The sequence below is a fragment of the Marinobacter sp. CA1 genome, from assembly GCF_020546665.1.
Taxonomy (GTDB): Bacteria; Pseudomonadota; Gammaproteobacteria; order Pseudomonadales; family Oleiphilaceae; genus Marinobacter; species Marinobacter xestospongiae.
Map to the genome: position 1 here is coordinate 3,040,248 of NZ_CP071785.1, position 15,767 is coordinate 3,056,014.

General features: G+C 58.7%; 13 protein-coding genes. All 13 read right to left on the reverse strand.

Annotated features, from left to right (window positions below; all coding sequences use genetic code 11):
- Positions 1-3: 3 nt before the first annotated feature.
- Entirely contained in the window at positions 4-1,281 is a 1,278-nt protein-coding gene (locus tag J2887_RS13875) for a polysaccharide pyruvyl transferase family protein (RefSeq protein ID WP_227171699.1), read from the reverse strand.
- The gene (locus J2887_RS13880) at positions 1,274-2,236 is read right to left on the reverse strand and encodes a class I SAM-dependent methyltransferase (protein WP_227171700.1); all 963 of its coding nucleotides are present in this window, start codon (positions 2,234-2,236) and stop codon (positions 1,274-1,276) included. Before J2887_RS13880 ends, J2887_RS13875 begins: the two co-directional genes overlap by 8 nt.
- Complete coding sequence (locus tag J2887_RS13885) at positions 2,237-3,220, reverse strand: mandelate racemase/muconate lactonizing enzyme family protein (protein ID WP_267461603.1); 984 nt, start codon at positions 3,218-3,220, stop codon at positions 2,237-2,239.
- Positions 3,221-3,331: 111 nt separating this feature from the next.
- A complete protein-coding gene (locus J2887_RS13890; protein WP_227171702.1) occupies positions 3,332-4,300 on the reverse strand; it encodes an NAD-dependent epimerase/dehydratase family protein in 969 nt (322 codons plus the stop codon).
- A complete protein-coding gene (locus J2887_RS13895) occupies positions 4,297-6,150 on the reverse strand; it encodes a cytidylyltransferase domain-containing protein (protein ID WP_227171703.1) in 1,854 nt (617 codons plus the stop codon). Before J2887_RS13895 ends, J2887_RS13890 begins: the two co-directional genes overlap by 4 nt.
- Positions 6,147-6,659, reverse strand: a complete 513-nt coding sequence (locus tag J2887_RS13900) for a GNAT family N-acetyltransferase (protein WP_227171704.1) — start codon at positions 6,657-6,659, stop codon at positions 6,147-6,149. The genes J2887_RS13895 and J2887_RS13900 overlap by 4 nt, the downstream gene beginning before the upstream one ends.
- The gene (locus tag J2887_RS13905; protein ID WP_227171705.1) at positions 6,652-7,752 is read right to left on the reverse strand and encodes an N-acetylneuraminate synthase family protein; all 1,101 of its coding nucleotides are present in this window, start codon (positions 7,750-7,752) and stop codon (positions 6,652-6,654) included. Before J2887_RS13905 ends, J2887_RS13900 begins: the two co-directional genes overlap by 8 nt.
- Before the next feature lie 60 nt (positions 7,753-7,812).
- Positions 7,813-8,901 carry a Gfo/Idh/MocA family protein gene (locus J2887_RS13910; protein WP_227171706.1) on the reverse strand — a complete coding sequence of 363 codons (1,089 nt, stop codon included), beginning with the start codon at positions 8,899-8,901 and terminating at the stop codon, positions 7,813-7,815.
- Positions 8,898-10,538, reverse strand: coding sequence for a M20/M25/M40 family metallo-hydrolase (locus J2887_RS13915; protein WP_227171707.1), 1,641 nt, complete (start codon positions 10,536-10,538; stop codon positions 8,898-8,900). Before J2887_RS13915 ends, J2887_RS13910 begins: the two co-directional genes overlap by 4 nt.
- On the reverse strand, positions 10,535-12,319 hold the full coding sequence (locus tag J2887_RS13920; RefSeq protein WP_227171708.1) for a PIG-L family deacetylase: 1,785 nt from the start codon (positions 12,317-12,319) through the stop codon (positions 10,535-10,537). Before J2887_RS13920 ends, J2887_RS13915 begins: the two co-directional genes overlap by 4 nt.
- Positions 12,316-13,554 (reverse strand): ATP-grasp domain-containing protein, encoded by a 1,239-nt coding sequence (locus tag J2887_RS13925; RefSeq protein ID WP_227171709.1) that lies wholly within the window; start codon positions 13,552-13,554, stop codon positions 12,316-12,318. Before J2887_RS13925 ends, J2887_RS13920 begins: the two co-directional genes overlap by 4 nt.
- Positions 13,551-14,705, reverse strand: coding sequence for a UDP-4-amino-4,6-dideoxy-N-acetyl-beta-L-altrosamine transaminase (gene pseC, locus J2887_RS13930; protein ID WP_227171710.1), 1,155 nt, complete (start codon positions 14,703-14,705; stop codon positions 13,551-13,553). The genes J2887_RS13925 and pseC overlap by 4 nt, the downstream gene beginning before the upstream one ends.
- Entirely contained in the window at positions 14,702-15,703 is a 1,002-nt protein-coding gene (pseB, locus tag J2887_RS13935; RefSeq protein ID WP_227171711.1) for a UDP-N-acetylglucosamine 4,6-dehydratase (inverting), read from the reverse strand. Before pseB ends, pseC begins: the two co-directional genes overlap by 4 nt.
- Between the last annotated feature and the right edge of the window lie 64 nt (positions 15,704-15,767).

Below are 15,767 nucleotides of genomic sequence, written 5' to 3' on the forward strand. Positions count from 1 at the left end.
TGCCTAACCGAAGAGTGATCTGGCCCAGCATTGCCGCTCGCCGGCACCTCCTCCCTGCGTCAGATGGGCAAGCGCCTTTTTCGCATACTGTCGACTGGTCGCTTGGTTTTCGGCGATGGAGGTCCTAATGTCGGCGGCCAGCTCACTGCGATTGCGGAGAAAGTGTTCCAATTGGTCGGCAATCTCAGCAGCATTGGCGTCAAGGTCTATCAGACAGTTTTCCTGGCCGATGCGCCGAAAAAAGCCCCGTGATTTATCCATAAATGCCAACATAACCGGGGGCGTTCCCTGCTTACAGGAAAACACCGCTCCGTGCAGCCGAGAACTAAGCGTCACGTCTGCCAGACCGTATATGCTTTCCAGGGCCTCCGCTGGGTATTTTCCTTCGATGGGATATATACGCTTGCGCAGCGAGTCCGGTAACTTCGCCAGGATGCGTCTAGCCTCAGCACGGTCATCGTCACGGTCACCATCTACGTCATACACATTCTGTGGCACCATGATGATATCCCGTCGAATATCCGCTTCCAGCCATAATGCCATTGTATCGGCCATTTTCTGGCGATGGGTTTCCTGATCCAGGCCAAGCCAGTATATATTCCGTGCCGCCACAGCAAGCCGGTCTCCGGCCCTTGCTGGAATTCCCTCGTTGTCCAGCAAGTCCCGAGCTGCCGAGGCCGGAGCCGGATCCCCCGCGAGCGCCAGATCACCCAACACCTGATAGCTTGGCAGTTGAATCCCAGCGCGAATCAGGTTTTCAACACTACGAGGGTCCCGAAACGTCCGTTCACACATTCCCTCAAGCAATGACTGAGCAACCAACTTAGCCCAGGGTGACTCCAGGTCTTCGCACGCGAGAGCCAAACCGTAGACCGGGGTATGGACCAGGCGTGCAGCAGCCACAACCGCGAGAGCTTGGCCAAGGGCGCCTTTGAGCATACCGGCGGTTCCAGTTTCAACCAGAAACTGTCCCGGCCCAAGCACAACAAGATCCACTTCGGCCACTTGGCGAACAAACGCCAGGTAATGCTCTGAGTCGTCAGGATTCAAGCCCCGAAGCCAGCGACCGGCCGCCTGCTGACGGCTTTCGTATTCAAAATTAGGAACGGTGGTAACGCCATAGCTGGCATTGTATTCACCGTCTGGGTGCCGGGATGCCACGACAAACTCTACATCACCTTTGAGGGCTTGCCTGATCGGCTCGCAAAATGCCCGTAACATCGCCTCGTTGCCAGCATTGGCGATGCCATAGAATCCATACAGCAATATCCGCTTAGTCATAGTCGTCCCCAGTTTCAGTCACCACTCCAGCCACTCGAGGCTGTTTTCTGGCAACGACGGTTGCATGCCGCCCCAGGCCGCAGCCCGCCAAGGCGTCATACAAGTCCTCAAGGGCTTTTCCATGCCCGCTTCGAGTCAGACTGTCTTCAAAAGCTATGCGTTTTTTATGGACCTCTCGACCAAGTTCGGGATTACCGACGTAAACATCCCCAAAGTGCAGAAACATCTCCAAAGGAAACTGAGTGGACCGGCCGACGGGCTCGCAACCGACACTCCGACACAACCGCTCCAGAGCCTCGAAATCAAAGTAATTGATATGGAGCGGACTGATCCACCACATCGGAATATCCTGTGAAACGACTGCTGCCAGCTGAAACTCATTGAAATCATTTGGGCACTCAATCACCAACAGACCACCTGGCCGCAATGCCTTCTCTACAGCGGACAGAATTGCACGAGGGTCGCGCACATGCTCCAGGAACTGGGACATGTTGATCACATCAAATTGCCCTAACTGGGACCAGTCATCGTCACTGATATCTTCCACCAGTTTCGGCAACACAGGCACAGAACGCTGAGCAAGTTCTCCATGGAAAGACTCACTGGGTTCGATACCATAGACCTCCCAGCCTTGGCCACTCATAAAAGCGAGATAATCTCCAACACCGCATCCGACATCCAGAATCCGTCCTGGCTTTTGCCCTCGGTGTTCTCGGATCTGGCCGAGCCGACGTTGGAAAACCCTTTGCCAATGCTCTGCATCCTCACGCTTTTTCTCCACAAAGTGCGACCGGATGCTACCACCGAACCTTCGCTCGTAAGTCTCGCGTACTTCCTTTTCAGAAGGTATTGGCCAGAGATGTCGATAACCGCAACACTCACAATCAATCACTTCCAAGTTGCCATTTCGATAGCTGGCCATGGCTTTATGGTTACTGGAATGGGCAAAACTCATTCAATCAATCACCTTTTTTCGATAGCGTTCAATCACGTCCATTGCCAATTGAACGCCCAGGCCCGGGGCGGTCGGCACCTGAATTCGCCCTTGTTGGATCACGAACGGCTCAGCGATGATGTCTGCTTCCAGTCCGTGATACGTGGTATCACTAGCAAGCGAAAATGCCGGTAACGCGCTGACAAGGTGAGCCATCGCGGCGGTCTTGACCCCAAAATCATGCCAACAGTGAAAGGCGCAGGGCAGTCCAACTGCCTCGGCCACAGCGGCCAGATCCTGTACCGCTAGAATTCCGCCGGCGTCCGGAATATCGACAACCAGGGCATCGGCCGCAGACTGTCGGGCGATTGCCAGTACGGACGCTGCGTCGGTGACACTCTCATTCAATGCGATTGGCACGCCACTCTTCTCTCGCAACTGACGATAGGACCCCAACTGTTGCCGCGACACCGGCTGCTCAACGTACTCTAAATTGACCTGGCGGTACGTTGCGGCCAGTGCTATTACGTCTTCAGGCTGATAACTCTCATTGGCATCAAATCTCAGTAACGCTTGGAGGCCAACGCGCTTATGTATTGCCTGAGCGATTGCCACGTCCTCATCGACACTGCGTCCGGCTTTGGTCTTGATGGAAGCAAACCCCCATGTCCGGACATACTGCTCGGCAGTGTCGGCCGCTCCATCCGGCGCTTTTACCCCCATAAGTCCGCATAACTTCACCCGATCACGTATACAGCCGCCCAGCAACTGAAACAGGGGAAGACCACATGCTTTTCCTAAAAGATCCCACATTGCCATCTCAACACCTGAAATGGCTGCCGGCCGCTCTCCCCTCGCCTTAAGCTTCGCAACATTCTGTCTAATGGCAAGTGGGTCACAGCCAACCAGCGCTTCCGCACAGCGTCCATGATGTTCAAGAGCTTCACGCCCGGCTGTTTCACCAATTCCTACCAGACCTTCATCAGTATGCATCTCGATCAACACACCATGGGCTCCGTAGCAGGGCGCCTGCCATCCCCAATATGGGGCCACCGGGGCAACGTAAGGGACGTAAACGTAGTGACGGACAATTTGTGTAATTCGCATCTCTATCCCTCAAACCTCCGACAATAGTTCAGGCCCGAGAAACCAGGATGCATAATCACGAATGCCCGCTTCCAGGTCGAAGGCAGGAGCCACCCCCAGTTCCTCTATCATTCGCCGGTTATCCAAAGGGAACTGCCAACCGCCCCGATCACAGTGATCCAGAGTGACCCGATTTCCCGGATACAGTCGATCAAGCGCTGCCTTTATGTCATATATGCCCATACATTTTCCGTAGGACACGTTGTATGCAAAACTTGGCAGCGAATCTGCCATCAATGCAGTAACTGCCGCCCTAGCAACATCTTTGGCGTATACCCAATCCAGTCGGTGTTCAGGATGCCCCACCAGTGAAAAAGACTCACCAGACATCGCTGCATTAAACATGGCCTGCCAGTAAATCGGCTCTTCTCCCGAACGGGATGCCACTGGGCCAAAAATTTCTCCAGGTCGAATCACCCTACCATTGATACGGCCTGCCAATGTCAGCTCCTTCAAAAGGTATTCAGCCGCTGCTTTTGAGTTGCCATAGGAGTTATGAACCCCCAACCCTGTCGGATAATTCTCCGACACCGGCTCAGTGACGCCATACTCCCGGAACTGGTAAACCCCATTGGTGCTGAACATCACGAAGGTATCCACCGCTTGCTCCAACGCCGCAAACATCACCTGGGAAGCACCGTGAACGTTCACCTCAAAAAAACCAGGATGCGGAGCGTGTCCTACCCTCATGGGCAGTATCGCAGCACTGTGGGAAATCCTACGCACACCATAATCGCCCATTACCTGCCGTAATAGCTGGCTGTCGAGGACAGAGCCCTCCACCGCAATAAAGCTGTCACGATCCACCACCGTATCGAGGTACGACCAATCGAACTGAATGTCCAGGACCACTGGTTTAATGCCATAGTCACGGTTCAGAAGTTGAATCATCTGAGCGCCTACCTGTCCTGCACCAGTCAGTAGCACTTGGTCCGTCATTGTTTTACGCCTTTGTTAGTCATCAGGTCTCTGAAAGCCTGGACAATTTCATCTTTGCCAATACCGACCACACGGTCAGCAGACTTGCCGTCCCGTTCGTCGAAATCTGCCGAACTGTTTAGCGACATAGCATCCCGAACCGCCGAAGCAATCTCAGCCACTGTCACCGAAGGCCAGAAGCCTACCAGTCGCGCTCCGGAATACTGACGGCAATAGCCTGCGGCGACCTCTGCGTTGAAAGGAGAATTGGCGACTATCACGGTGGGTAGTTCAAGGGCGGCCATTTCGTAAGTGGTCAATCCCAGAGCACTCAACCCTATATCCGCCATCCGCATACGCCTTGGCAGGTCAGAAACATTAACACTGACTTCGCCGCACAGGTTAAGCCTCTCCAGCGATTGCTGCAGTTGCTGAACTGTCCCAGCTGGCGCGGCCAGTCCCACCACAATATCCACAAAACCACCGACTCCAGACTCTGCAAAAGCCTCCAAAACCCTCTGCGTAAGACCATTGAGGTTTCCACCGCCCATAGCAACCAGTATCCGGGGGCCTGATCCATGGTTCGTCTCCAGCTTTTCATCACCAGGGACTTCGTTCGGCCTGAGAAAATATTCCAGGCCGTCCAAGCAATTGGGATGGTGCCCGGGATCGTACCCCGGATAATCCGGATGCGGTAACGCGTTGATCAGCAGGTCTGATTCGTAGCACCCTGGCGGCAACGGGTTATCCATGAATACCAGCGGCAAGCCGGCCTTGCGTATGTCGGCAAACATTCCCTGGCGGTTTTCCAGGCCCTGACGGTCGAAGTTCATGACCACAGCGGACCAGTCGGATTCAGAGGCTTTCTCGATCAGCCTCCGAAAATCGTGAGCCACAGACTGGCCGGAAGGCAACTGCTCGACGGCGAAGCCTTCACTCTGGATCAGTTCCCTGACCCCCGGCTCCTCATAAACCAGAAATTCTGCGCCCCAACCGAGCTCGTCCGCCAGCAGGCGAGCCAGTCGCAGGCACCCCACCACATGCCCCATCCCCAGTGAGGCGCCCCCGTCACAACGAAAGCCGATTCGCACCGGCTCGTGCAGGGCGCTCTTGCGGCCGCTATCTGCGTTGATAGCCGGTAATTCCGGACAACCGGCCAGAATGGCAATCACCTCCGGCAATGGGGTGTTCATCAACCCATTTGGGCACTTATCTGCCAGCGCCCGAAAGAACGCCAAATCCGCCGGGGTATCCACAGTCAACCGCAGATCACCACGTCTCAGGTCGGGATCACTGTCGATGTAGGCAATCCGGTAGTGTTGCGGGGACCGATAGAATGCACTGGTGACATGTTCAGCATCGTGCGCTGTCAGCGTGGAGTCCCTCGCCAACGCCTGCAACGCGGCCGCAGCCACGACTTCAACGCCCTTGTCGACGTACTCGAAGCCAGGGCGGTAGTTCACGATGTCGGCACCTTGCTGTTGCTGAGCCAACAACATCTGTCGGATTCCGTTCAGGTTGATCACCGGGCAGTCGCCCGTCACCCGCACCACGACATCAGCCGCCGTTCGTTGAATGGCATCGACAAATCGCAGCAACACGCGCTGTTCCTGCCCCCGGACCAATGTGACGTCTGGCCAACGCTCGGCCACGTGCGCCGCCAACGGGTCATCCGCAGCCTCGTTGGATGTCGCCAGTACAACCGCATCCAGCTCGCCGGTCCGACGAAGCATCATCAGCCGGTGTAGCGCATGATCCACCAACGGCGCGCCATCCAGTTCTGCCAGCATCTTGCCCGGCAAACGACTGGACCCCATACGCGCCTGCACCACGGCCACAACCCTGGGCGTGCCAGCCATCACCGTAGTCATTCTAAGCCTGCCTGGCCGAGCACAACGCCCATGCAGTAGTGGGTCAATCCCCACCAGTGCTGCGGATGCACTCCTTCGCAGGTCATGCCACAACGCTCGTAGAATTGGCGTGCGCTCTCAGTCTCGGTATACAACACCACCTTGTGAGCCCCCCGATTCCGATAACTGGTCAGAGCGCCTGCCACCAGTTGCTGGCCCAGGCCCTGTCCCTGATGGCCTGGCGCCACCACCACCCAGTCCAGCGATGCCACACCGCCGTTGGGAGCCCCGCCAATCACCAATCCGATCACCTGTTGATCCAGTATCATCGCGGCGATGACCGCGTCATGAGCAGCGACCCGTTGCTCGAACAGTGCCCGATCGTATTTCTCCCGGTAGGCCTGGATCGCGTCTGCCGAAAAAGTGGAAGAGAACTGCTCGGTCAGCATACGGCAAAAGAAGTCATCGGCCTGTACCGCCTCAGAGGCGGATGCCAGTTCCTGATAGTGGGGGGATTGAAGATCAGTCATCACGTTCACCCGAACGCGGCAGAATGTCATCGGCGACCAGTGGCTCGCCGGCCGCCAGATCCCTCGCCGCCGTTGCCCCCACCGCTTTGCCCAAGGCACTGGCCGGCAGCCCCTGCGACGGTCGCAACACCGCCAACTGATCCCGCCTTATCACCGAGCCAGCGGTAATCGGCCCGGTGGTCCAAAGCCCTCGCCGCACCCAGTAACGTTCGATTTCCTCCGCGTCCGCCCACTGCTTAACCCCCGAGCCAAGAGCCAGTTCGGCATGCCGGATATCCCTCACCAGTTGCGCCAACTCCCCCATTTCCAGAGCGAAATGGTGGTCCAGACCAGGCTGCTTTCGGTCCAGCGTTACATGCTTTTCAACCACACAGCATCCCAATGCCAGGGCCGCAACAGGCAAGATCGAGCCCGGAGAGTGATCAGACAGGCCCACGGGCACCTGAAAACGCTCCGCCAGGGCAGTGATTGCCAACAGGTTGGCGTCCTCCCAGCGGGGTGGGTAGTTCGACACACAGTGCAACAGGATGATCTGGGTACAGCCAGCCTCCCGGGCCTGGACAACAGCTTGCTCTACCTCCTCCAGGTCGGACGCACCGGTGGAGATGATCAGCGGCTTTTTGGTTGCGGCTGCGGTTTGAACCAGTTCATGCCAGGTGAGGTCACCTGAGGCGATTTTCCAGGCTGGCACTCCCACATGATTCAGTCTCGCTACCGCCTCCAGGCTGAATGGTGAACACAGGAAATCGACGCCTACCTCGCTGGCCAGCTCTGCCAGCTCCGGCCACCAGTCCGGGTTCGCGGTATAGTTTGGCAACAGTTTCCAGCGTTTGGTCAACAATGCCTGACGCGCCTCCCACTCCGGTGTTCGCTCTGGCGGTAACGCCGGCACGAAGAGATCCTCCCGGGAGAAATCCTGGAACTTGACGGCATCAACCCCAGCTTCGGCGCAACGCTTGACCAGATCAACCGCCACCCGATAGTCGCCATTGTGGTTGGAGCCGATTTCAGCAATGACATAGCACGGCTGACCGGGGCCTACCGGCCGACCACCAATATGGAGTTCAGTATGCGTGCACGCGGGTTTGGTCATCTGAAAAATCCTGAATAACACGTGTTTCCGGGCTGGGAAGGGTCATCAATACACATGGTTTCATCCAACCACCTCACCCGGTCGCTGAACGGTAACACTGCGGCCACCGTTAGCCAGTGACTGGTCCACGGCCGAAGCCAATGCCGTCGCCCACCAGGCGTCCGCGAGATCGGCCAAAGGCACGGAGGGCCGGTAGTCGTCCATCAGCAGACTGTAGATCGCATCCTCCAGGTAGCTGGCGCCGTATCCCTGGAGCCCCTGATCAGTGCTACGCATGAAATAGGGATTCACATCCCGGTACTGGCCAACGCCAAACTCGGCGAAGCCGCGGCGAGTACCATCCAGCTCGAGTTCACCCCGCTCGAAATGCAACTGCATGGCCTGCTTGGTCAGTGAGGTGGACGGATCGGGAAGGTTCCAGGACAGCATCAATGAAACCGACGCCACCTCGTGCTGACCGGGTCTCTGAAACAGCACGTCGGTTTTCACCGAGTCCAGAGTATCCACACCGTGCTCGGGCAATACCTTGCGGTGGCCGTAGGCACGGACTTCCACGGGATCGCAACCGGTCATGTACCGGAGCAGGTCGTAAAAGTGGGTTCCCAGAAACCAGTTTGGACTGCTCTGGGCGGCCAGCTCCGAGCTGAAATAGCCGCCAGCCGGAACGGCCAGCGGGTTCTGGATACTCGCCAGGGCCATCTGGAGGTGACCATACTGGCTAGCAAGAATGCGCTGCCGAGCCTCCGCCCACAATGGGTCTGACCGTTTGTGGAACAGGGTCAGCACCTGGCGCTGACTGCTTTTTGCTGCCTGATCGATGCGCTGGCAATCGTCCCACGACAGTGCCAGGGGCTTCTCGACCAGCACATGGGCCCCAGCCTCCAGGGCCATCACAACGTATTCAGTGTGGGCGTGGTCCGGGGTGGTGACGGCCACAAAGTTTGGCTGAATCTCCGCCAGCATCGCAGCGAAATCATCGTAACCCTTGGCAACCCCAAATCGCTGACACCACGCTTTCGCCCTGCTGAGATCCCGACTGCACAGGCCGGCGACCTCCAGGTACGGTGCCAGGCGAGGGCCCTGATACACCGGCAGATGCCCCTGCGCAGCCCAGGTACCCAGGCCTACCAGTGCCAGTCTCGCTTTCAACGCGTCTCCTCCCGATCCTGAAGAACCGCATGGACAACCGTTGCCGCCATATCCAGGATGTCCTGCAGCTCTATGCCCTCCCGATTGCTGTGGGCAACCTCAAGAGCACCAGGGCCAAAGGTCGTGACGTCGGGACAATGGCGGGCAAAAATACGGGCATCGCAACTCGCCTTCCAGCCCTTGAGACTTGGCGCCTCACCACCGTTCAGAGACGCCAACGCCGAACGCAGCCGGTGGCCGCCAGGTGCATCCTCCGCGCTACAAAACGCCGCGTTGTGAAGTTTGTCGAAGGTGATGTCAGCATCGATGGCACTTTCGTCGACACCGTAATGCAACGCGGCCCGGGCAACACCGTCCTTGAACGCCGATCTCATCCGTTGTTGCAGATCCGCAAGCGATCGATCGGGTAGGAACCCCTGGCCACCCTCAAGTACGATTTCGTCATAACCTTGCGGCCACTCAGGCTCGCCCCAACCGGCGTCCATCATCGCCAGGATGATGCCGCTTGCCTTGGCCAGGGCATCACTGTCCCGTTCATGGGACCCCATGTGCCCGCCAATCGCAGAGATGGTTGCTTCGATGAAGCAACGCCCCTGCACCTCCACCAGCTGGATCTCCGGGTCCCGGGTATCGTGACTCAGGCGCCCCTCGAGAATGGCGGAAGCCATGGTGGACTGGATCACCTGCTCAGCCCGCTCCAGGTCCTCGGTCTCAGCCCCGCTACCCGGCAGGGCCCAGCGCAGGGTGACCTCATCGCAGGCCGACGAGGGATGCAGCCCAAACGGCCCCAGCATGCCAAAACAGGTCTGGGCATCCTTGTGGGCGTTGAACATCGGGTGCTCGCTTTCTTCTCGCAATGCCTGCCCTGCCGCCATTAACGCCTGCGCAACAAATGCGAAGACACCGTATCGTCGTTGCTGCAGAGCCGGGTGCCCGGTCGCCAACCGGGCTGCAAACCACACCGCGCCACGATTGGCCGGGTAAGGCAGCAAGCTGGATGGCTCAGCAACCACAATATGGGCTTGAGCCAGTTCAAGCTGGCGTACCGCTCCCAGGGTGCCGTTGCCCCCCATCTCCTCATCAATAGAAACCAGGTAACGCACCGGCCAGGCTGGACGCTCCCCGTGCTGCTGGTACCATTGATGCAACAGCTTCTGAACCAGTGCCATCGCCACCAAACCGTTTTTGTCATCCGCGGTGCCACGCCCATTCATTCGCTCAGGTGATGGCCTGGATGGCGGTATATGGGGCGGGACCGTATCAACATGGGCATTCAGCAGCCAATAATCCCCCGGTTCACCGGGCTGAGGGTCCAGCCACCAGTTGTGCCTTCCCCGATAAACCGCTTCGACATCGCCAGCCAATTCGCCCGCGTAGTAGGGCTGGGTATAGTAAGGGTCCTCGGCAATCTCACCTGGCACCGGCAATCCAGCTTGCTCTGCGCCTGCAGACAGGTCCTCCCGCATGGCATCGTGAAGCAGTTCAAAGCAGCGCTGTTCGTTCCGCCGCAACCGTTCCAGGTCATCACCGAGAGACGTGTCCTCCTTACACAGCGCCCACAGCAGGTCGCCAGCCCAATCCCTGAGTTCTGAGTCCTGTCGGCGTTCGTTCAGCCATGTCACTAGCTCGGACGTCATGATTCACCTTGTCGTTCTGAATGCTTTTGCCCGCGGGGAGTCGCGGCGAGATGTCGCTGCAGGACGAACGCTTCGGCACTGGGCACACCAATGCGTCGTCCCCAGTAGCGCGCCTGGTCGGCCACTGCAGCCAATGATCGCGGATGCGGGTCGTCGCGAAGTTCGGACTGGTATAACTCAAGCAACGCCAGCTTGCGTTCCAGGGTGGATGCCACTGGCTCAAACCAGTTGGGCTGGAAAACACCATGCCCCAGGGCACTGCCCCAGTCAGTGGAGGACGGGGTTTCAATACTGTAAACCGTAGTCACCGGACACTCCGGCTGCGGCCGTGTTGCCGTGATAACTGCTTCAAAACACAGTCGGTGGTCAATGTTCAAATCGGCGGGGTGATGAGTGTAAACCGTGTGGGGACAATGCCGTCGAATCACCGACTCCACAACTTTAACGAGGTCCAGGCGATCATGGCCGTCAAACCGGTTATCCTCGAAACGGTAGTAGTACCAGGCACTGAGACCCAACTGATCGGCCACCTGCTGCAATGCGGTTTTCAGGCCGCGCTGGGCCAGCTCACGATCCTGGCTTGGGCCGGGCTCGTTCCAGCGGCTGGCGCTCCCCTCGCCCAACACTACCAGACCAACCCGCAAACCTTCATCGATCTGACGTATCAGGGTGGCGCCAGCGCCCATCAGTTCATCGCCAGGATGAGCAACCACGTAAAGCAGATCCAGCTGGCGATCACGGGTTTCCTGAGCGTAAGTCTGGAGGAGATCCGCCACCCGGCAGGCCCCCCGGCCATCCACCAGGGCCTGGCCCTTCTTTGCCATGGCAGCCATAGCGTCTCGGTCAGCCAGCAGCTGACGTACCTGCTCCGCAATCCGGCGGCAGGACAGCACCGACTCGGCACACCCGAGATACCGGATCGCCCCCAGCGACTCGAAGCGCTGCGCCGACGCTTCCTGCCAGCTGTAATGGGTAAAGGCTGCTGCAACCCGTCCTAATGCCATCAACTCGTACGCGGTGGTGCCGAAGGCCACCAGGGCCAATGTGCTCTGCCGCATCAGGCGAGCCATATCGTTGGCCCCCAAATCACGATGCACCGTCAGCTCCAGCCCCGCCGCAGTCGCTTGCGTCTGCCAAGCCTGAAGATCACCGCAATAGCCACTTCCGATGACCAGATCGACAGACATCGTCACCCCCGTGTCAATGAGCGCCTTGATCGCGGTACCCGTCAGATCCTGGGGATCACTGCCGCCCATGGAGACCAGTACGCGGTTCGCCTCACACTGATCAGAGAAAGCGCCATCAGCAATATCGGATGCCGCGAACTCCGGCCGCAGAATCAGGTATTCCGGCCCCTCCAGGTAGTTCACCGCGTGAACGGTGCGAGATGGGTAGAGATCGATCACCGCCCGAAAACAGTCAGCACTGGCGGACACATGACCGAGGGAAACCACTGAAACCCCGGCACGGTCCGCCTGGCGAAGCTGGCCAATCCAGTCGGGATGCAGGCTGAGCTGCTCGTCGGTTTTCGGCATATCAATAACGACAACCGCAACGTCATCGATTAAGTCGGCAAACAGGCACCCGGGGGCCACAAAGTGGACGGACAGGTTGGCACTGCTGAACGCCAGCGAACGGGCGAGAGGGTTGCCCTCTGTCACAATACCGACCGAGGCACCGCGCGCCACCAACTCCCGAGCCAGAGTGAGACAACGGCGTAGGTGTCCGGTACCTTCCTCACGGCTACAGGCAGCACGAAACAGTACGCGAAACCCCGTCATGAGACGCCCCGGGTTTCAATGCGAATGGTGGCCACAGCCTGTTCGGCACGATGGACCGCCTCTTCGCGGTCCCTTCCCCAGGCCATCACCGACATCACCCGTTCCCCCATGGACGTGGCCGGTTGTAGCCTGTCGCCAGGCGCCAGTCCCTGCCAGCGAGGCTCCAGTCGGACAAAGTGAATTCCTTCCTGGGCCCGGGCATCTTCAACCCCGTTGATGGCCGTGACGATGCCGGGTTCCGGCCAGACATACCGCAGCGCCACGCCCCTGGTGCTGGTCGCTTGCAAACGCTCAGCCGAGACAGTCTGCCCAACCGCCATGTCCATCACGATATCCAGCAGATTGATGCCATTGTGCAATGGGATGGTTTCATAGCAGAAGTAGTCGCCGGAGAGCCTGGCTGCCATTTCCAGAACCAACGGTCCCCGGTCAGTTACAATCAGATCGCCCTTCACCGGTCCCCACTGAATCCCCAACGCTCGAACCGCCTGGGCCGCAGCCTGCCTCATCGATGTGGCAACAGCATCGAAAACCAGCGACGGCAAGGTATCGCCGTCCTCCAGAAAGTAAGGGGGATGGCGGTGCTTGTTATCGTAGTTACGATCAGAAATGGCCGCCCAATGAATCTGGCCATCAAGCACCACACCTTCAATACTGTGCTCACTGCCTTCGAGGTACTCTTCCACCAGATACTCGGCCCGGTCACTGACGCCCCGGATTTCGGCAACGGCAGCTTCCAGTTGATGCTCATCCTGCACCAGCTGGACGCCTCGGGAGCCAGCGCTGTCTACGGGTTTGACCACAACGGGCCAACCCAGGGCCCTGGCAGCGGTCAGGCCATCCTCAAGCGCCGACGCGGAGCGAAAGTGGGGAGCCGGCACCCCGGCCTCCCGGAAGGCTCGCTGTCGATCAACCTTATGGGTCGCCAGCCACGCCGATTCGACCGAGATCCCGGGCAATCCCAGGGCTTCGGCTACCGCCGCCACCGCCAGCGCGCTTTCCGATGCCAGAGTCATCACACCGTGAATAGGCCACTGTTCGTGCGTCCGTTGTGCAAAAGCCACCGTTCCATCCGCATCGCGGGTACTGATCACGCCATGGTGATCCGCTTCGGCAAAGCCCACCGCCTCAGGATCAAAATCCGTCACGGTGACCTGGTAGCCCTTTTGCCTGGCCAGACGAATAGCCGGTAGCTGATTGGGCCCCGCCCCAATGACCAGCAGATGAGGGGTCATGTAAGAGCCTCCACGTGGTAAAGCAGGCGCTCAATCACCAACCCCTGGTCACTGTCCGAAAGACGAGTGTGCAGGGGAATACTGAGCTCCGACTGATAGAACGCTTCCGCACGGGGGCAATAGCCTGGCGGGAACCCCAGTTGCTGGTAATACGGTTGTCGATAGATTGGCAGGTAATGGACGTTCACCCCAATACCGTCCTGCCGCAGGCGACGAAACACCTCGGCCCGAACACCCGCAGGAACCAGGACCGACATCAGGTGCCAGGCACTACGAGTCGCAGCCAATTGGTGCAAGGTCGAAACCGGGGTACCTTCAAACGCACGCTGGTATCGCTGGGCCCGTTGGCGGCGCTCGGCCAGGAATGCATCAAGCCGTACCAACTGCGACAGCCCCAGGGCGGCCTGCAGATCCGTCATCCGATAGTTGAAGCCCAAGGCATGCTGCTCATACCGCCAGGGCTCCGCCTCCAGGTTGTCCACGCGTGCGGGGTCCCGCGTCACACCATGGCTACGCAGCAGTTTGGCAGACTCCGCCAGCTCAAGGCTGTTGGTTAACAACGCACCGCCTTCGCCACAAGTGATCATCTTGACAGGATGGAAGCTGAACACGGTGATATCGCTGTACCGGCCGCATCCCACGGGAGTGTCTTCATAGTCTGCCCCCAAGGCATGGGATGCATCTTCAATAATGCGAACGCCGTAGGGGTTGACCAGTCGGGCAATCGCCCGCATATCACAACTCTGACCGGCATAGTGAACCGGAATCAGTACCGTCGGCAGGCGACCATCCAAGGCGGCATCCGCCAACCGGCGCTCAAGCGCCTCGAGGTGAAGGTTGCCAGTGCGGGGATCGATATCGACGAAATCAACCTCGGCACCGCAGTAGCGAGCGCAGTTTGCGGATGCAACAAAGCTGATCGGCGATGTCCAGACCCGGTCTCCGGGTCCTACCCCAAGCGCCAGACAGGCCAGATGCAGGGCCGAGGTCCCACTGTTTACCGCAATGGCTTCACGGGCCTGCACCCGCCGCGCCAGGGCACTTTCGAAAGCAGGCACCTGAGGTCCCTGGGTCAGGAAATCGCTTGCCAGTACCTGCGTTACTGCCTCAATGTCCGTCGAATCAATATCCTGACAGCTGTAGGGAATCAAAAACCGGCCTCTTTATTCAACGAACGGATGTCATCGGTACTCAGGAACCAGCTGTTGTTACCGGAGTTGTAGGAGAAGCCCTGTTTCACCGGCTGGCCGGTTTCGCCCAACCCATTGGTGGTGTAATCCATATTGCCGCCATAGAACTTGATGGTCGGTTTGATCACATAATGGTCGTCAAAGGCCAGGGTCACATGGCTGTCATCCCGGGGACACATGGTTTCATGCAGCTTCTCGCCAGGCCGGATACCTACCACCTCCTGGGGCAGGTCAGGCGCCATTGCGGTCGCAACATCAGTGATCCGAACCGACGGAATCTTGGGCACGAATATTTCACCGCCCTGCATGCGCTCAAAACTGCGCAGCACAAACTCCACCCCCTGCTGCAGGGTGATCCAGAACCGCGTCATTTGTGGATCGGTAATGGGCAGCGCCGTCGCGCCCTCCGCAATCCGCCTGCTGAAAAATGGCACCACCGACCCCCGGGAGCCCAGTACGTTCCCGTAGCGCACAACCGAGAATCGGGTCGGTCGATGGCCGACGATGTTGTTGGCGGCCACAAACAGCTTGTCTGATGCAAGCTTACTGGCGCCATACAGGTTCACGGGGTTTGCAGCCTTGTCCGTTGACAGCGCCACTACCCGGCGTACCTCATTGGCCACTGCCGCCCTGGTAACGTTCTCTGCCCCATGAACATTGGTGCGGATGCATTCCATCGGGTTGTATTCCGCCGCAGGCACCTGCTTCAGGGCTGCCGCATGAACAACGTAATCTACATCCCTCAGAGCAAATGCCAGGCGCTCCCCATCCCGAACATCGCCCAGGAAATAGCGCATACAGGACTGTCCGAACACCTGCTGCATATCAAACTGCTTCAACTCATCCCTTGAGTAAATGATGACCCGCGCTGGCTGGTACCGTTCCAGCAGGGTCTTCACGAACGCCTGGCCGAAGGAGCCGGTACCGCCAGTGATCAGAATGGATTTGCCATCAAACATCGCTATCGCCGCTGTCAGGAAAGCCGGGGCGGAGTGCTCGCACACGCCCGGAGCTTGTTATGAG